We start from the raw sequence: 18,172 nt of genomic DNA, 5'->3' as shown, positions 1-18,172 counted from the left end.
CTATTTCGTGATCAGGGTGCTGAGTGTGAGGGCGATTTCACGATAGATCGCGATTAATTGGGCACCGTTGGCTGCATGGAAATGCTTACCCCGGCCGGTTGTTGCGATCTTTTTCATCCGCGTGATGTCCGCTCCGGCACCAAACGTGATCGTATGGATAAAGACACCTTGGTTGGCAAGGATTTGCGCGTCGATTTGTGGGTCGCGTCCCGAGTTGTGGATACCGTCGGTCATCACGATCATCGTGCGTTCGACAAAGTCGGTGTTGCGTCCTCCGCTGAGGATTCCGCCGCCGGCGCTCATCCCCGCCGAGATGCTTGTCGTTCCGGAGAACCGCATCGAATTCATCGCGGTGGTGATCTGTCCAAGCGACGTCGTCAACGCCACGTCTGCGGTGGCGGTGTTGGAGTAGGAGGCGAGTCCCACGACTTCGTCCACCGGTGTTCCCGAGAGTGTGTTGACGAAGATGCTGATCGCGTTTTTTAAGTCGGTTGCTTTCTGGCCAGCCATCGAACCGCTGCGGTCGACCACCAGGACGACGTCGCGCTCCAGAAAGGTTGCTGTGGCTTCTTGTTCGGGTTGAAAGTCGTCGACGCCAAAGATGCCCCCGAACAGCAGCTTCACGCTACCCGAGGCGGAGCCGCGGGAGCGATCGCCAAGCACCTGAATGCTATTGATCGGCGTGCCGGAGGTTTCGAAGACGAATTTGCCCGTTTGCGGATCGGCAACGGAGCGACCAAATTTGATGTCTGCGTTCTGCAGCACCAAGGGTTGACCGGCGACCAGGTTTTGGGCCGCAATGGCTTTGGCTTGCTGCCGCGCACTATCGCGGCTCTGAGTTGCTGAGAGTTCTTGGGCGGCGGCCTTGGCTGCGGCATCGGTCGCCGAACGCAGCTGGGTGCGGGTCAGGTGCATGTGGGCTAAATCGATCGAAAACACGACGGTCGCCAGAAATGCAATCATCAAGACGGCCACAAATACCATCATCGCACCGCGGCGATGGGAGGCGGGTAGCTGCCGCCGTCGAACCAAGCTGTCTGTCTGTGCTAACATGCGATTAAACCTTGTTGTGTGAATGGACCCGCTGCGAAGCTGTTCACTCTTTGACCATCACGACGGTTGCCGTGATCGTTTTGTCGGCGATGAACTTGCCAAGTACCTGACTATTGTCTTTGGTCGGCGCGGAGACCGAGACCTTGATCAATTCGCCGCGGCTTGCGTTGGTGATGTCTGTCGGAGCGAAGGTGACCTTCGATCCTTTCACTTTGCGTGCGGCCAGGATCGCATCGCCACTGGCTTTGGAACTCTCGGTGGTCGAACCCACGCGGATGGCTTGACGGGCCGCTTCATAGGCGGAAATGCTGAGCGTCTGCTTCAGAAAGATCCGACTGGCCGCTTCAATTGTTCCAAACACCAGCAGCGCCAGCAGCGGCAGGCAGACTGCAAATTCGACAATGGCGGTACCGCGGCGGGCGTGCGCACGCGCTCTTCGTACGGGAGTCATTTGGGTCATCGTCGGGGTGCCTTGTTAAACACGAACGGGGGATTCAGATTCCGCTTCGGAGGCTGAGAACTGGGGATCCGTCTTCGTCTCCTGAGATGCTTTTTCGGGTTGTTGCTTTTGATGTCGGGCCAACACGAGGTTGAAATCGGCCGCGAGATCTTGCAGGAAGTCCCCTTTGCGGAAGCTGATTGGTTTGACGTGTGAGCCTTCGGCGACGGCTTCCATCGCTCGACGCAGGCGTTGAATCGGACCAGCGAATCGGTTGCTCAATCGCATCGTGTCGCGCAAGAAGATCGGCAGCATCGCCGCCGAAATGATCAGGAATGGTGCGTACCGTTGGACGAACAAACTGCAGGTTTCACCCCACGATCCGCCCGGTTCCTGTTCGAACAATATCAACCAGATCATCAACGCCACGCTGTTGGCGAGAATAAAGGAAAACCAATGGAACGTGATTCGTTTGAGCAGCGAGAGCTGCGTTTCGGGGTCGACAAAATTCGACTTCCGACGTGTTGTCTTGGACATGGGATGACCTTGTGGAAATAGCTACGAAGCGAAGAACACCAGCGGAGGGTTACCGCGCGAGCGATACCGGGGCTGGTGAGAGGGATCCGTTCGGTTCCGCTGTAAAATGCTGTGTCGTTCGGGTGAAGCCTAGCATTCATCTGGAAGCGGGGGCGCAATGCGATCGAATTCGACCTTGATCGTTCCGTGAAATAGTTCGATCTTGCATTGCGTGCCGGTCTCAACGATTGTGCCGACGCGACGTTGGGGGGCGGGTTTCTGAACGGATCCGGGCTTGCCGCGACGTTCCATGGCGACATATTCTGGCGGCTTCGATCCCGCTAGACGAACCCCTACAACCCATCGATGAGAAGGTGAGAATGGACGTTGATCAAGAATCCGACGCCCCGAAATGGAAACCGCTTGGTACGACCGAACGCCGTGTGTTGGGCGTGTTGATCGAAAAGGCGAAGACGACCCCCGATAACTATCCGATCACACTCGCCTCGTTGACCGCCGGTTGTAATCAGAAGAGCAATCGCGCCCCGCAGATGCAGCTGAACGACGACGATGTCGATCTGTCGCTGGATCGTTTGCGAAGCGTTGGGGTTGCGGTCGAAGTCCAGGGGAGCGGCCGCGTCCCCAAGTATCGTCACACCGCTTACGATTGGTTCGATGTCAAAGGACCCGAGATCGCGGTCCTGACCGAATTGCTGCTCCGCGGCGAACAGACCGCCGGCGAATTGCGGACGCGGGCTTCACGGATGGAACCGTTTCAAGATCTTGCGGCGCTGCAACCGGTTCTGCAGATGTTGCTGGACAAAAACTTAATCGTCGCGCTCACGCCGCCAGGCCGCGGTCAGTTGTTTACGCACAACCTCTACCCCGACGCCGATCTGGCCCACCTGAGAAAGAAGCTCACCGGAGACAGCAGTTCGCCGCCGCCCCAGCCCGTTGCTGTCGCCTCGCAACCCGCGACGCCAGCTCCTGCTGCGGCTGCCGTCGCTCCGGCGAACGACGAATTGCAATCGATGCGTGACGAGATCGCTCGCCTGTCCGAAGAGGTCGCTCAGTTGAAGCAGCGACTCGATATCCTCGAGTCATAGTCCTCGCCGCGCTCGATCCGCCGCTGACGCCCGGCGAGCGTTCAGCGGCGGGAAACTGCCGCGGCCGCGGATCAATCGCGCGAACCGGGAGTGACTTTCAGCTTCACCTCTTTGTCGCCGCGTCGCACCGTGATCGGCACCTCTTCGCCAATCTTGAGCGCTTCGATGGCGTACGTGTAATCGTAGATGTTCTCGATTTTACGTCCGGCCAGTTCGATGATCAGGTCGCCACCGCGGACTCCCGCCTTGGCTGCCGGTCCATTCTCCGAAGCGCCACTCAACATCACCCCTTTGACATCGCCGGCGGCGTAATCGGGGATCGTGCCCAGGTAGGCACGCATCTGCGCCCGGACCTGTTGTTGCGGTGCGGTGTGCTTGGTGTATTCGGGAGCGTCGTCGGCGGTCGCCAGCGAACGAGCGATCAGCCCCATCAGACGCGCCGTTTGCGCTGCCCCTTCGTAATTCAAGGTGTCGGGCGTATCGCGCGGCGTGTGGTATTCGCTGTGCGATCCGGTGAAAGCCGACAGGATCGGAACGCCACGCATATAGAAGGTGCTCGCATCGGTTGGCAGGTAGGTATCCGATTGCAAGGTCAACGCGAGACCGACCGGAGCGTTGCGACGCTCGATTTCGCCGTTCCACACGGGCGAAGAACCGATCCCTTGCAGGACCAATTTCTCACGCAGCCGCCCGACCATGTCCATGTTTAGGCAGGCTGACATCGCGGGATACAACGACAGCGGCGGATGCCCTTCGGGGGCCGGTACTTGCGGATAGAGATCGTAGAATTTGTCGGCAAAGGCGTCGGAACCCAACAACCCCAACTCTTCCCCCGACCACGCGGCCAACAAGATGTCTCGCTTGGCGGGCAGCTTGCCGCGACGTTGCAGGTCGGTCAGGTATTGAGCGACTTCCAACATCGCCGCGACACCGCTGGCGTTGTCGTCGGCACCGACATGAACTCCGTTGCGTTCATCGTCGCGAGCGAGGCTGTTTCCCGAGGCGCCGGTTCCCAGGTGATCGATGTGGGCACCGATCAAGATCGCCTGGTCGCTCGGGGCGTCGCCAACTTGCAAACGACCGATCACGTTGCGGCCGACGCGCTGTTGCTTCTGAACGTCGATCTTGGCTGTCAACTTCGCTTCGCCGAGATCGAATCCCATCGCGGGCTCGCCCGAATCGAGTTCCTTTTGAAGTTCCGCCAGCTCCTCGCCGGCAGCTTTGACGATCTTCGCCGCCATCGCATCGGTGACGCTGATCACGCCCAGGCTGGTTCCCGACAGCGAGCCATCGAAACGCAACGGCACCAATTGTTCGCGGACCTTGCTGGTCGGACCGCTGACGACGATCAAGCCGCGGGCGCCGCGATCGCGAGCGACCATCGCCTTGAACCGCAGGCTGCTGTAGGCCGACCAGTGCTGTCGCTTTTCGGCGGAGATGTCGGCGGGCAGATGGCGGAAGACCATCACCCATTTGTCTTCGACATCCAGGTGGACGTAAGCGTCCTGAACGGGATGCTCCTCCGAGCCGGGAGCGACGATGCCGTAGCCGGCGAAGACGATGTTGCCCGGTTCGAATTCACCGGTTTTCGAAAACGCCAGCGGTTGCCAATCGGTTCCGGCTTTAAACGACTCGTCTCCCACGGTCAGCGAATTGCCTTCGCCCAGTTCGACGCCGGCGGTGAATTCAAAGTTTTGGAAGAAGCTGCCGTCGGCGCCCGCCGGTTTGACGCCCAGGTTTTCCAGATAGGCAGCGACGTAAGCGGTCGCCGCTTTTTCGCCCGGCGTGCCGGTCAAGCGGCCGCCCAGTTCGCGGCGGCACAGGTAATCGACATGCCGCATGATGTCCGATGGCTTGAAGTCGGCGTGCGATTGGCTGGCGGCTTGGCGACCGAGCTCCTCGGCATCTTGCGTGTCGACGGTCTGCGATGCGTCGAGCCCCAACAGCTTGCGCGCCCGCGCGTCGTTCCAGGCGGCGGTGTAGATCTGCGTGTTGCCGCTGGCGGTCCGATTGGTCGACCAGGAGAGCTGTTTGCCGTCGGGGGAGAAGACGGGCAGGCCGTCAAAACCGTCGGTGTAGGTGACGCGAACGGGTTCGGATTTGCCAGCCGCATCGATCAGGTAGAGCTCGAAATTTCCAAACCCATGCAGGTTGGTCGTGAAGATCAGGTAGTCCCCCGAGGGATGGTAATACGGCGCCCAGCTCATCGCTTTCATGTTGGTCAGCTGTTGCGGGTCGGATCCATCGATCCCGATCGTCATGACTTCGGCAGTGGCTCCGTTTTCGGAGAACCGCCGGAAACAGATCCGCTTGCCATCGGGCGAGAAGAAGGGGCCGCCGTCGTATCCCAACGTATCGGTTAAGCGACGCACGTTCGATCCGTCGGCATTGGCGATGTAGAGGTCCATCATCGCAGCCGGATCCAACTTAAACAGCTTGGCCTCTTTCGGCGTCAGTTCCCTCTCGTAGGCGACGCGGTTGGAGGCGAAGACGATCTGTTTTCCGTCGGGCGAATAACTGGCTTCGGCGTCGTAGCCCTCGGCGTCGGTCAATTGTGTGTATTCTTCAGTTTCGCGATTCCACGCCATCAGCTCGTATTGCGGATCGTAATCCCAACTGTAGCGTCGCTGTTTCCCCGATTCGCGGATCGCGATCTCTTCGTCTTGTTTCGTCTTGGCAGCGGGATCGTTTTGAGTCGATGAAAACAGGACTCGCTTCCCGTCGGGATGGATCCAGGCGCAGGTCGTCTTGCCCGTGCCGGGGGAGACGCGATCGAGATCGCCGGTCTCGAGGTCTAGCAGATAGATTTGGTAGAAGGGATTGCCCGGTTCGCGTTCGCTCTGGAAGACCATTTGCGAGCCGTCGGCGCTGTAATAGCCCTCGCCCGAACGGCGGCCGCTGAAGGTCAGTTGCCGCGTGCCGGTCAACCACTCCGCCTCTTTGGCGGCCGCTTCCTTGGGATCCAGTTTTTCCTGGTCTCCGGCCGCAGCGTGATGTGGCGAGGCGACGTCGGCCGATGCAGCCGGTTTGCCGTCGGCCGGTTTGGTTTTGGCGGCGTCGGGATCGTCGGCGATCGACAGGGTTGCTGGCGTCAGCAAAAGGCTGGCCGCAAGCAGACCGGTCGCGTAGCGAGGGAGGTGCATATTTCAGTCCTTCAAGAATGCGTTGGTGGGATCCGCCCCGTGCGGACGCTTCATTGTAGGCCGATCGGTCGCGGCGCGGGGAGGCGTGGGCCGCAGAGAGGGCTATTGCGCGGCGACTTGATGGATTTCGCCGTCGAGGGCTTCGATCAGCGGATCGAAACGAGGGATATCGACGGCGTTGTTCCCTTGTTCGTGTTTGCGGAACAAGAACAGATAGGTCTCGTTTTGCGGGCGATAGCGGTGAAAGAACAGCTGGTTCTTTTCGATCACTTTGTCGCGGAGCGCTTTCGTTTTGGCAGTGGTGTAATCGATGGCGGGGGCTGCGGCCTGGTGCAGCAATTCGCGGGCAATCCGATCGCCCAACTGTTGGTAGCCCTGTTCGGTCAGGTGCAGGCCGTTGTCGAAATCGGCGTCGGAGACCCAGGGGGCCAGATCGATCAGCGGAAGCTTGCGCTCTTGAGCGGCTTGGGCGATCGTTTGGCGAACGCTTTTCTCGGCCGCGTCGTAATCGGGAGTCCGTACGCCGGGCATGTGAAAGGGTTGCAACAGGATGACTCGAACGCCCGCGGCGGCTTGGTCGTCCAGAAGGCGTTGCAGGTCGGCGGGAAAACGTTCGGCAGCCTCTAAACCATTCATCGCTTCGGCAAATCCGTAGCCGACCACGACGACGGTTGGATTGGCGGCGGCAAGATCCCGCTGCAGCCGGGCATAGCCGTCTTGAGGGCTGCCGAAGACGGCCCGCGCTTCGGCGCGGGCATTGTCGCCCGACCAGCCAAGGTTGCGAACTGTCAGATTTTGATTGGGGGCCAGGCTTTGCAGGGCGGTTTCAAAGTAGCCGTTTTGTTGCAGGCGTTCGACCCACGTGCCGCCGACCACGGCGATCCGGTCGTTGGTTTGAATGCTGGAAGCGTCGTCTGCAGTCGAATCGGCGCTGTAGCAGGTGCTGATCGTAAGGGCCAATACGAGGCAGATGCGTTGGTAATTCATGATGGGTTTCCTGAGGTCTTTGAATGGGAACAGTATAACGCGAGCCAACGGGAATGTCGCGCGCGATATTCCGCGCATCTCCGCCGTTGCACTGCCTCGATGCGCCGCCGAGACTGGTCGTTCGATGCCCTGAAGACCGAACCAACAGGGGCCCGACGGGAGGAGGTTTTTTAACGCCAAGTTGCTCTTGGGGAAGGCATGCCTTTGCTAGACGACCGGACTTCGGAACTGTTAGAATCACAGCTGTTCGGAACCAACTATGCATTGGTATCACGTTTTTTGAAGATTCGGTCAGGGGCAACTTGTGTTGAGGTCGCGGAGCGCGGTCACCGATAGGCCAGGGTGAACGCGGGTTTGCGACGCGGCACAAGGAGGCTGGAATCAGGCGAGAGCGTGGTGGAGGTCTTGGGATGGTGGGAAACCGCATGCCCGAGATGGCAATTATTCGAGGGGCCCAGAAAATTTCATGACCAAGGCTGCAACCGCATCGAAGCAACGTCCAGGTTCGATCGCTCGCAAGGTCTGCGTCTTTGTGACGGTCCTGCTGGTTGTGGTGACTCTGGTGATGTCGCTGGTCGGTTTTTACGTCAGTCGCGAAATCGTCCGCCAGCAGGTGCGTGAACGGTTGCGGATCGTCGCTTCCACGCGGCATCATATTTTTTCCGAATACATCGACCATCAACGCGTCCGGATCCGGCACTATGCCAACCGCTATCGGGCCGAAACCGCTTCGCTGGGGACGGTCGGTAGTTCGGCGGAAAAAGACGCGGCGATGAAACGGGTATTGACCGAATCGAAGCAGCAGTTCATCGGCATCGTCGACGCTTGGTTGACCGATACGCGTGGCAAGGTCGTCGCCAGTACCGACCCAGAACAAATTGGAAAGGACTTTTCCAACGACGAAAGCTTTCTGCATGGAATGGAGACTGCGTTCGTCGCGGCGCCGCGAGAGCGGAACGACATGCTGGTGTCGTATCTGACGGCGCCCGTGTCGGATGAATCCGATCGCGTGTTGGGCGTGCTGTTTGTGGCCAGCGATATGACGCCGCTATGCAAGCTGGTACGCGATCACAATGGGTTGGGGGTGTCGGGGGACATCCTGGTCGCATCGCTCGACGGGGACGACTTGAAGTATTTCTTCCCCGCGACTCTCCCCCGTCCTGAAACGGGCGCACAGGCGGCGGTGATGAAGCTGGCGATCGACGGGCAGACGAGCGCCGAGGCGGTGCAGACGCGGCTTGCTGACGACGAAGTTTTGGCGACGTACCAACCGATCCATTTGCAACCTGGTGTTCGCGACTGGGGAATGGTCGTCAAGATCAACGTGGCCGAAGCGTATGCGCCGGTCTACCGGTTGGCCAAGCTGTTGTTTGTATCGCAAGCGCTTCTGTTGGTGTTCGTGTGGCTCGCAACCCAGTGGCTTGCCCGTCGATTCACCGCTCCGTTGGATCATTTGACGCGCGTCGTCAGCCAGTTTGCGTCGGGGCAACGGGAGTTGCGGGCGAAAGTCGATTCGGATGACGAAATTGCGGCGTTAGGGGACGCATTCAATCAATTGGCCGATGCCGTGATGCGCACCGAACACGACCTGGAAGATCGTGTGCTGCTGCGAACCGGCGAATTGCAAAAAGAGATCGATACGCGGAAGGAAGTGCAGCTGCAGTTGGTCGATGCACGCGACGTCGCGGAAAAGGCGAACCGATCCAAGAGTCAGTTCCTGGCCAACATGAGTCACGAGATTCGGACGCCGATGAACGGGATCCTGGGGATGGCCCAGCTGTTGGAATCGGGCGATTTAAATCCGGAACAGCAGAGCCAGCTGATGGCGATGCAGCAGTGCGCCCTGTGGTTGTTGCAGCTGCTGAACGACATCTTGGATTTCTCGAAGATCGAAGCCGGGATGTTGTCATTGGAGAAAGTCCCCTTCGATTTCCGCGACTGTGTCGATTCCACGGTCGCGACGTTAGCCGCCCGCGGATTTGACAAAGACCTGGAATTGATCTGCCGGATCGCTCCCAATGTGCCGGTGCGGATGGTCAGTGATCCGGGCCGGTTGCGCCAGATCCTTTTCAACTTGATCGGCAATGCGATCAAGTTCACCAATCAAGGGCATGTCTATATTGAGATCACGGCACGGGAGCTGGAATTTGCGAAGGTCGAACTGACGATCGATGTTGTCGATACGGGGGTGGGGATTGCAGCGGCGAATCAACAACACATTTTCGAGGCGTTTCGACAAGCCGATAGTTCGACGACGCGCGAATTTGGCGGTACCGGATTGGGGCTGTCGATCTCATCTCAGCTGGTCGAAGCGATGGATGGCAAGATCGAATTGGAAAGCGAACTTGGCGCCGGGTCGCGGTTCCGTGTCCGGATGCCGATGCGTTTCCTGCAACCTTCGCCCAATGAGGTCGATCCGCTGCGAGGGACGGATTTCCGCGTGTTGGTTGTCGACGATCATCCGCGGAATCTTGAGACGGTCTGTGAAATGCTCGAATCCTGGGGGCTCACAACGCTGCGTGCCAGCAGCGGCCAGGATGCGGTCGATTTGTTAGCGAACCAAACCGTTTCGATCGTCTTGTTGGACAACACGTTAGGGGACCTGGCTGCCCGTCCGTGTGTCTCGAAAATTCGTCAGCAGCCCGATTGCGAGAAGCTGCCTGTGGTGATGATGCACGGTGCCTACACGCCCACGCAGATCGATTGGTGGAAACAGGAGGGGATCGACCATTTAAGCAAGCCGGTGGGGCATCGGCGATTGCGAGAATTGCTGCTGCATCGGCTGCTCGGCATCGTTCCGCGTCCCAGTGATGATTCAACGCAAGTGAAACTGACGGCGGCGTCGGGGCAGGCGTTGCGCGTTCTGTTGGTGGAAGACAGCCTGGTCAATCGGCAGGTCGCTTTGGGGCTGCTGCGAAGGCTAAAGTGTGACGTCGACGTGGCGACCCATGGTGGCGAAGCGGTCCAGCATGTCGCTCGTCGCAGGTACGACGTTGTGTTGATGGATGTGCAGATGCCGGTGATGGACGGGATCAAAGCAACGGTTGCGATCCGCAAGGGGGAAGCGGGGACGAAGCGTCATCTGCCGATCATCGCCATGACGGCAGCCGCGATGAAGGGAGATCGACAGCGATGTTTCGACGCCGGAATGGATGGCTACATTTCCAAACCGGTGACGCAAGAAAGCCTGGTGCTTGAGGTCACTCGCGTGCTCGGTAGCAACGGCGGCAAAGGGGATTCGAGCGATTCGCGCATCTGGAGTCATTCGCAACCGGCGGCGGCGAAGTCCGTTGCCCCCGCGGATTCTCGCAGAGGGGCGACGGCGTTGGATTGTGCCGAACCGAAGACAAGCAACGGACCGGTGCCCGAGCCCGCTGCGTCGCACTTGGGGTTAAACCAGTTGTGCACCGATTTCAGCGAAAAGGATGCCCTGACCATCGCCAAGGCACTGGTCGTCGAGGCACCCCAGCTGATTCAAACCTTGCAAAGTTCGGCCGCTAGCGGCGACCAGCGTGTCTTGACTCGCGGGGCGCACACCTTGAAAGGGACCGCGCGGGTCGTGCAATTTGAGGACGTCGCGTCGCTGTCGGCGAAAGTCGAGCGATTATCGCGCGAGGGGAAGACCGCCGAGGCGGTCTCGCATCTCGACGATCTCGCACAACGGACCCGTTTGATGACCGAGCAGGTCGAGAAATGGATCCAACACCGAACCAATGGCTGCGAATAAATCGCACGCCATGGAAGGTCGCCCGTCGGACGGCTAGACCATCGCGGGTTCGCGAAGGTCCGAACTTTCCAGTTCGATCAATTCCCAGTTGCCGGTATCGACTTCCGACAACCACAAGCTCTTGGGGCCTTCGCCGCTGAGGATGCAGTGGACGATGCTTGCCAATGGATCGGGAATCACCAACGCGATCGCGCCATCGCGATGTTTCTTGATGACTTTCCGGAGCGCTTTGAAGACGCGTTGTTTGGCTTGTTCAACCGTCTCTCCCTCAGGAGGGCAAATCAGGTTGGGATATTCCTCGCCCTGGCGATACAGTCGCGGGTGTTGGCGACGGACGTCGTCGACCAATTTTCCGTGCCACAGGCCATGGTCCACGTTGCGGAAATTCGGAATCGCCTTGACGCGGATATCGCGCCCGGCAACCAATTCCGCTGACGTGGTCAGTGCCGATTCGCAAGGGGCCGAATAGACCGCACGCAGATGGAACGTGGACACGTCCTGCGCAGTGCGCCGAACCTGTTCGCGTCCGCACTCGCTTAATGGCATATCCAACGAACCTTTGATTCGACGTTGATCGTCGAAATCGGTAGCACCAGGACGAACCAAAAGAATGCTTAACATACTTTCCTGCTAACTCGAGTGAGGATCATGACGTTGCACTTCTAAACGCAAGCGGTCCAACGCGGCCGCGTAATCCGAACTGCGAAAAATCGCCGAACCAACTACAAACAAATCCGCGCCGGCCTCGCGACAACTTCCGATCGTTTCGAGATTCACGCCACCGTCGATCTCTAAGATCAGGTCCGGCTTGATGGCTCGCAACGCCTTCAGTTTGTCGAGTGCAACGGGGTTAAAAGCTTGTCCGCCAAAACCGGCGTCCACGCTCATCACCAGGACTACATCGATCTCGTTAAGAAAAGGAGTCACTGCTTCTATCGCAGTTCCCGGGTTCAAAACCAGACCAGTCCCCATGTTCAAGGAACGAACGTTGTCTAACACCGGCGCGATTTCGTCAACCGCTTCGACGTGGAATGTCAGTAGGTCGGCGCCGGCGTCACTGAACGCTTGTGCATATTTGCCGGGATCTTGGATCATCAAATGGACGTCCAAGGGAAGGTCGGTTAGTTTGCGAATGGCGTCGACGACCGGCATACCGTACGAGATATTGGGAACAAAGACGCCATCCATGACGTCCAGATGCAGCCCTTGGCAACCGTCTTCTTCCAGTTGTCGGACCTCTCGTTCCAGATTGCCAAAATCGCATTGCAGCAGCGACGGCAAGATTACCGGAGAGGCTTCGAAAAGCTGCTTTACACGTGGGTTGGTCATCAAAACGCCTGTCAGTTCAATTGGCTGGATGTCTGCTAAGGGTAGGCGGCGCGAGCGACACCTACGGTCCGAAATTGATTTCTAATATTTTTGGGCAAGGGATTTTGCTACCGCAACGACCCCCGCGATTCGGCAACGTTGTTTCGCTCCCATGGGCACAACGCCTTCATCGACCGATCGTTCAGCTCCCTTGATGCTAGCGAACCCCAGCTAGTCCTCAAGCCGCTCAATCGGTGCGGGCGGCCAAAACCTGATGAATTTCGCCGCCACCGCTTAGAATTGCTCAGCTGCGGCCGTTTGATAAATTATTCCACCGCAAGCTCTTGTTGGAATCCTGTACCACTGTCGTCGGGCGGCTTCAAAAAGCAAGCGAATTACCCGCCCTGAAAACGTTGTGTGGGAGCCCGTGATTCCCCGTGCCGGCAGCGTCAGATTGCCTTGGATTCAAGCTTTTTTGACGTCGTGCCCCCCCACCAACGGGCAGCCCTCCGCGACGATCGACCGGCCGATGTGTTATGCTTTGCCCTGCTGTAAACCAACCTTTGAACATGGACCCCACTGCATTGACTGATCTTTCTGTTCAGATAGGCCGCCTGACCCTTCCCAACCCGATCATGGTCGCTTCGGGAACGTTTGGATATGCGCGTGAGATGGCGAACCTGGTCGACTGTTCTCGCCTGGGAGGCATCTTGCCCAAGACGATCACTGCCGAGCCGCGGGTTGGCAACGCCCCATGGCGGACGGTGGAAACGTCGGCGGGGCTGCTGAATTCGATCGGCCTGGATAACGATGGAATCGACGCGTTTCTATCGCATCATCTTCCCTATTTGGCGTCGATCGGCACGGCGATTGTCGTCAGTATCGCAGGACGCACCGAGGACGAATTCGTTGAATTGGCGCGTCGGATCGGCGAGACCGGGTTGGCGTCGGCGGTGGAATTGAACGTTTCATGCCCCAATGTTTCCGGTGGCGTCGATTTTGGTACCGATCCGCAGGCCTGCCATCGCTTGGTCGCGGCAACGCGTAAGGGCTGCGATCTGCCGATCTTGGCCAAACTAACCCCCAATGTTACCCGGATCGCCGACGTGGCTTCCGCGGCAGCGGACGCCGGAGCCGATGGCGTCTGTTTAATCAACACCGTCCTGGGGATGGCGGTCGATTGGCGTCGCCGCAGACCGATGTTGGGGAACGTGATGGGGGGGCTCAGCGGACCCGCGATCAAGCCTGTTGCATTGCGCTGTGTTCAGCAGGTCCGATCGGCATCCAGCGTGCCGATCGTTGGCATCGGCGGGATCGCCACGATCGACGATGTGATGGAATTCTTGGTAACCGGAGCGACGGCCGTCCAGATCGGCACCGCGAATTATTATGATCCGCAAGTCTCGACGCGGTTGATCGATCAATTGCCCGCGGCGTTGCAGGAACTGCAGGCGACATCGGTTCGCGAGGTCGTGGGAACGCTCGACAGCACGCGACGAGTCGACACATGACCCATGCCTCGGCCGACAACCCGAACGCTCCAACGGCTGACGAAATCCGCGTCGGTGTCGGCCAATTGCTGCAGCATTTGCAGCGTGTGGGGGTCGCGTACCTGCCTGTGTCCGATGCCGATGCTGTCGCCCAGTGGGCGGCTGCCTTCGCTCCGCCTGTCGCGACGGAACCCGTGGCGTCGACCGCTGCGACGTCGGGAAGCTTGGCGGAAGAAGCTTCTGCCGCCGCGGTTGCCCCCTCGGCGGTTGTGCCTCAGGAACCCGTCAGGCCGCCATCCGATGCCGCACCGCCGCCATCCGCTCCCGCACCGCCGCCGGTTGCTCCGATACGACCTCCCGAAATTCGCCAGCCCGCCGCGAAACCTGCGCCGTCGTCCGATCAGGGGCCCACGGTCTATACGACGGTTCCGCAGCCGATCGCCGATCGACAAGCTTCGTTGGAGCATTGGCGTCAGCAGGTGGCGCAGTGCACGCGTTGCCACGAACTGGCCTGCACCCGGAAGCAGACGGTGTTTGGGGCCGGAAACGGACAAGCCCGCGTCGTTTTCTTCGGGGAAGCGCCCGGAGCTGACGAGGATCGCGAAGGGGTTCCGTTTGTCGGCCGCGCCGGGCAATTGCTGACCAAGATTATCGAAGCGACGAAATTATCGCGCGACGAAGTCTATATCATGAACACGCTGAAATGCCGGCCCCCGGGAAACCGTAACCCGCTGCCGGATGAGCTAGCAAATTGCCGTCCCTTCTTCGAGACACAGCTGGAAATTATTCAGCCCGAATACATCGTTTGCTTGGGATTGTTCGCAGCACAATCGCTGCTTCAATCGGCGCCGTCGATCGGTAGGATGCGAGGCCGTTTTCACAACTATCACGGCAGCAAAGTCGTCGTCACGTACCACCCCTCGTATTTGCTGCGAAATGCAAAGATGAAGGGGGCGGTCTGGCAAGACATGCAGATGATGATGCGCGACATGGGCACGCTAGCTCCCTGATTGCCCTTGACGGGCGGTCCTCCCGAAAGTTACCACCCGCGATGGCTGCAGGATGTCCTGCGCGAGGATGCAAACAGGGAGTGCGGATTGGTCCGTATCAGAACTTATCGGGTGTTGGGAGTCGCGATTTTAGCGATTCTGTCAATAAATGGGGGATTCGCCCAAGATAATATGCTGCGCACGAACCCCAATTTTGGTGGTTCGTCCGGCGTTCCCAGCACGAACCTGGTTCCCGTCCCCTCGACGTCCCCCAATGCGTTGCAGAGTCCTCCGTATCCGCAAACCGTCGCGCCGACGCTGCCACCCAACACGCAACCGATCGCACCGCCAGCCGCTTCGCTCGGGGCGCCTCAGTTCGATCCCTATCGAGCGCAACCGAACACCAACCCGATGTCGGGATTTTTTGGCGGCGGCTTCAACTCAGCTCCCACTGCCGGTCCGATCGGGTATCCAGCGACTCCATCGGCCTACGGGAACCCCGCCGCTTCGACCTTCGGAGCCCCCGCGCCGTCGCCGTATCCGTCCCCTTATCCCCCGCAAGCGACAAACGCGCCGTTGGGGCAAACCGGCGCCTACCCGTCGTCGGTCTATCCGGGGACCGCTCCCCCCGTGTTGTTTCCCGGTGGTTTGAACTGGAACATTCCCGCTCCCACGATGCAGGGCTGGAACCCGCCGGGAACGATGTTCGATGCCGGACAAGGGTCATTCCAATACCTGCAAGGGCCGCGTTTTCGTCAGGCTTGGGTCAGTGGCAACGATTCGCCCGAATCATTAGATGTGCTGGACAGCGATTTTTCGCTGGCTCTCAGCTGGCCCAACTTTCTGGGCAGCTTTCAACCTTTGTATGTTCTGCCGTCGTTTTCGCTGCACCAATGGCAGGGACCCAACAGTTCGACCGGTGCCGATCTGCCGTCGAAGGCATACAGTGCGTTTGTCGAAGTCGGCTGGCAGAGCGATCCCAACCTGATGTTCGGAACCGAACTGGGGATTCGGACCGGGGTCTTCACCGATTTCGATACGTTTAACAGCGACAGCTTTCGCATCATGGGCAAGGCGTTGGCGAAGTTGAGGATCACGCCAACCTCAACGCTCAAGTTGGGCGTTTACTACGTCGATCGCAACGACATCAAAATCATTCCCGCCGGCGGTTTCCTTTGGCAGCCGACACCCCATTCCCGCTGGGACCTCTTCTTCCCGATTCCGAAGCTGTCGCACTATTTGACGACTGTCGGAACGCAGGATGTTTGGTGGTACATGTCGGCCGAGTATGGCGGTGGCAGTTGGACGGTGGAGCGTGAAGACGGGGCGACGGATTCGATCGACATGAACGATATCCGCGTCATGATTGGACTCGAATGGGGCCGCAGCGACCTGATTCAATCGGGTCGCCGATTTGGATTCTTCGAAGCCGGTTATGTCTTCGACCGCGAGCTCGATTACCGCTACTCCCCCAACGATAATATCGACAACAACGATACCTTCGTTTTGCGAGCTGGTTTCGGGTACTGAGCAGGTCGTGTTGCATTTCGCCGCATCACCGCGTGCCGCGCTGGAGTAAAGGCTTCAGCCGACCGCGCGAACGGGGCTTTATTAACCGTTTGAGGTGGCCGAGCAATACCAAGTCCGAGCTGTCCCCACGCTGGTGAGGATCCACCAAGGCGAAGTCTTTTTCCAAAGCGCAGGACTCTCAGCCCTCCCAACGCGGCAAACCGCTCTGCAGAAAGCGACCAAGCCGCAGGGCTAAAGAGCATCACCCGGATCCCTCACTGCCAGCGCCGTCACGCGAACCGCGCGCTAGGCAGCAAGCGACCGCCGACATCCATTGCAATTCCGCTCCCGATTGCAAAGCTCCCGTCATCAGGCCGCCAATCTCGGCAACGCACGGAAGCCGACCCACGTAGAACAAACCGTCCTCAACGCCAACTTTCGAAACCAGCCAATCCTTGCCAGCCCCGGCGTCGGCCACCGGTGCGCGGTACAGAAACCCAGGAATCGCTTCGATTTCCTCAACCGACTTGAGATTGAGCGTGACTTATCTCACGTCGGTTTGAGGAAATAATCTGGTCCATGTCGACTGCATCTTCCCTGGTGTCAGGTCGCTCAAACCAAAAACAGGTGTTTTAGTCTTTGAACCTTTTCGCCTGGTCAAATAGGCACTCAATCACTCTCATCAAGTTCTCAAGACCTTCTTCGTTGATTGTATCGACGAAGAAAAAGGCGTGCGGTCACAAGCGAAATCTGAATCCTAAATGTTGCATCTTCTTCTTCCGACAGACCAGGGTGTCCGCCATGGGGATGCATTCGGCTCATCAGTCCCTGAACGAACTGAGGTTTTTGATTGTTGGCATTCCACTCGTTGTATGCTTCCAATAAGAAGGGCGACTGAACACCGCTTCCAAGATAATCCCGTCGCAATTTACTATCATTGGGACCTGTGTAGCCAAGGCCATTAGCGATCTCGTTCAAATAGCACTCGTAGAAATTCCTCAACTCTCCATTGGCTGAAGACCACTCGCCTCTTTGGAAGGCTGATAATGCCTGACGTAAGTGGCCCTTTGCCACTGTGAACCCACATTTATCCAAAAGTATTTCGATCTCGTTGCCTGCCTCGCGAAAATCCAGGCCAGGAATGTCGTCTGGAAGCATCCGTATCAGCGTAAACGTACTGCGCTGCCTGCGGCTTCCCCAGCTATTCTCGATCTCGTTTTTTGATTCGTCGATCTCGAATCCGTCAAAATGAAGCCCGGCAATAAGCCTTTTCCACGCTTCAATCTCGTGAGTGCTTTCTGGTGCAGTTAGAGCTGTTTCGACTAGAGCGCGGCAAAGGCCTACATTGCCGTTCTCGCTGAGCACAGTCAAGTTTTCTTCAATGGCAATCCTTGATAAACTTGCGACCCGTGCAGACTTGCTTGAATCATCACACCTTCCTGCAACGCCCCACTCAACTTCCAAGACTGCCATGTCGTTATGAGATTTGAAAGCTGAGATCACTTCGGCGGCGGCAACTACAGTCATACGATTGAACTCGGTCGTCATGCGTCATTTTCCGTGGTAATCTTGTGCAAAACAATTTGCGGGTTTATCGATATCACAGGGCGATCTTGCCTGTAGCCGCTCTCATCAGTCTTGGAAAACTCTTGCCGAATACGAGAATCGCTTTGGGTGACACTATTTTGCCGATTTATGGACGTCCTGTCATCGTCCTTGGCTCACTTCGACTGCATTCCATGCCCGTTTCCCCAATTCAATCCCTGCCATCAGTCGCTGATTGAGGTGAGCTCAGTTTGCGCAAGTTGGATCGCGATTCGACGTTCGATCTTGCAAAACTCGCCTGCACTCTTAGTGACACGTCAAGCGTCTTATGTCCCTTGATTGAAGAAAATCAATGAGTTT

General features: G+C 58.4%; 13 protein-coding genes. 5 read left to right on the top strand and 8 right to left on the bottom strand.

Annotation, left to right across the window (positions count from 1 at the left end; translation table 11 throughout):
- The 3 genes from Poly24_RS22250 to Poly24_RS22240 are packed head-to-tail and all read right to left on the bottom strand — an operon-like array spanning position 1 to position 2,029.
- Positions 1 to 1,053 (bottom strand): VWA domain-containing protein, encoded by a 1,053-nt coding sequence (locus tag Poly24_RS22250; protein WP_231753287.1) that lies wholly within the window; start codon positions 1,051 to 1,053, stop codon positions 1 to 3.
- 43 nt (positions 1,054 to 1,096) lie between these two features.
- Positions 1,097 to 1,513 (bottom strand): TadE/TadG family type IV pilus assembly protein, encoded by a 417-nt coding sequence (locus Poly24_RS22245; protein ID WP_145100872.1) that lies wholly within the window; start codon positions 1,511 to 1,513, stop codon positions 1,097 to 1,099.
- A 15-nt stretch (positions 1,514 to 1,528) separates the two neighbouring features.
- Entirely contained in the window at positions 1,529 to 2,029 is a 501-nt protein-coding gene (locus tag Poly24_RS22240; protein ID WP_145100869.1) for a hypothetical protein, read from the bottom strand.
- 359 nt (positions 2,030 to 2,388) lie between these two features.
- Here Poly24_RS22240 and Poly24_RS22235 point away from each other — a divergent pair, with 359 nt between their 5' ends.
- Positions 2,389 to 3,114, top strand: coding sequence for a YceH family protein (locus Poly24_RS22235; RefSeq protein WP_145100865.1), 726 nt, complete (start codon positions 2,389 to 2,391; stop codon positions 3,112 to 3,114).
- 71 nt (positions 3,115 to 3,185) lie between these two features.
- Here Poly24_RS22235 and Poly24_RS22230 read toward each other — a convergent pair whose 3' ends face one another.
- On the bottom strand, positions 3,186 to 6,257 hold the full coding sequence (locus tag Poly24_RS22230) for a M28 family peptidase (protein ID WP_145100862.1): 3,072 nt from the start codon (positions 6,255 to 6,257) through the stop codon (positions 3,186 to 3,188).
- 102 nt (positions 6,258 to 6,359) lie between these two features.
- Complete coding sequence (locus tag Poly24_RS22225) at positions 6,360 to 7,244, bottom strand: GDSL-type esterase/lipase family protein (RefSeq protein WP_197452100.1); 885 nt, start codon at positions 7,242 to 7,244, stop codon at positions 6,360 to 6,362.
- Positions 7,245 to 7,710: 466 nt separating this feature from the next.
- Here Poly24_RS22225 and Poly24_RS22220 point away from each other — a divergent pair, with 466 nt between their 5' ends.
- Positions 7,711 to 10,971, top strand: coding sequence for a response regulator (locus Poly24_RS22220; RefSeq protein WP_145100856.1), 3,261 nt, complete (start codon positions 7,711 to 7,713; stop codon positions 10,969 to 10,971).
- 33 nt (positions 10,972 to 11,004) lie between these two features.
- Here the strand turns inward: Poly24_RS22220 and Poly24_RS22215 are convergent, their stop codons facing one another.
- Together Poly24_RS22215 and rpe are read right to left on the bottom strand one after the other, a co-directional pair.
- Positions 11,005 to 11,592 (bottom strand): histidine phosphatase family protein, encoded by a 588-nt coding sequence (locus Poly24_RS22215; RefSeq protein ID WP_145100853.1) that lies wholly within the window; start codon positions 11,590 to 11,592, stop codon positions 11,005 to 11,007.
- 9 nt (positions 11,593 to 11,601) lie between these two features.
- Complete coding sequence (gene rpe, locus Poly24_RS22210) at positions 11,602 to 12,300, bottom strand: ribulose-phosphate 3-epimerase (RefSeq protein ID WP_145100850.1); 699 nt, start codon at positions 12,298 to 12,300, stop codon at positions 11,602 to 11,604.
- Between the two features lie 548 nt (positions 12,301 to 12,848).
- Between rpe and Poly24_RS22205 the strand changes: the two genes are divergently transcribed.
- The 3 genes from Poly24_RS22205 to Poly24_RS22195 all read left to right on the top strand — a co-directional run bounded on the left by Poly24_RS22205 (position 12,849) and on the right by Poly24_RS22195 (position 16,288).
- Positions 12,849 to 13,790: a dihydroorotate dehydrogenase gene (locus Poly24_RS22205; RefSeq protein WP_145100847.1), complete on the top strand. Its 942-nt coding sequence runs from the start codon at positions 12,849 to 12,851 to the stop codon at positions 13,788 to 13,790.
- The gene (locus tag Poly24_RS22200; protein ID WP_145100844.1) at positions 13,787 to 14,779 is read left to right on the top strand and encodes a uracil-DNA glycosylase; all 993 of its coding nucleotides are present in this window, start codon (positions 13,787 to 13,789) and stop codon (positions 14,777 to 14,779) included. Before Poly24_RS22205 ends, Poly24_RS22200 begins: the two co-directional genes overlap by 4 nt.
- 171 nt (positions 14,780 to 14,950) lie before the next feature.
- The gene (locus tag Poly24_RS22195) at positions 14,951 to 16,288 is read left to right on the top strand and encodes a hypothetical protein (protein WP_145100841.1); all 1,338 of its coding nucleotides are present in this window, start codon (positions 14,951 to 14,953) and stop codon (positions 16,286 to 16,288) included.
- Between the two features lie 669 nt (positions 16,289 to 16,957).
- Here the strand turns inward: Poly24_RS22195 and Poly24_RS22190 are convergent.
- A complete protein-coding gene (locus tag Poly24_RS22190) occupies positions 16,958 to 17,815 on the bottom strand; it encodes a hypothetical protein (RefSeq protein ID WP_145100838.1) in 858 nt (285 codons plus the stop codon).
- Positions 17,816 to 18,172: the final 357 nt, after the last annotated feature.

It is taken from the genome of Rosistilla carotiformis (assembly GCF_007753095.1).
Lineage (GTDB): Bacteria > Planctomycetota > Planctomycetia > Pirellulales > Pirellulaceae > Rosistilla > Rosistilla carotiformis.
The sequence above is the reverse complement of the archived record's forward strand: the minus strand, read 5'-3'. Positions and strand labels throughout refer to the sequence as shown.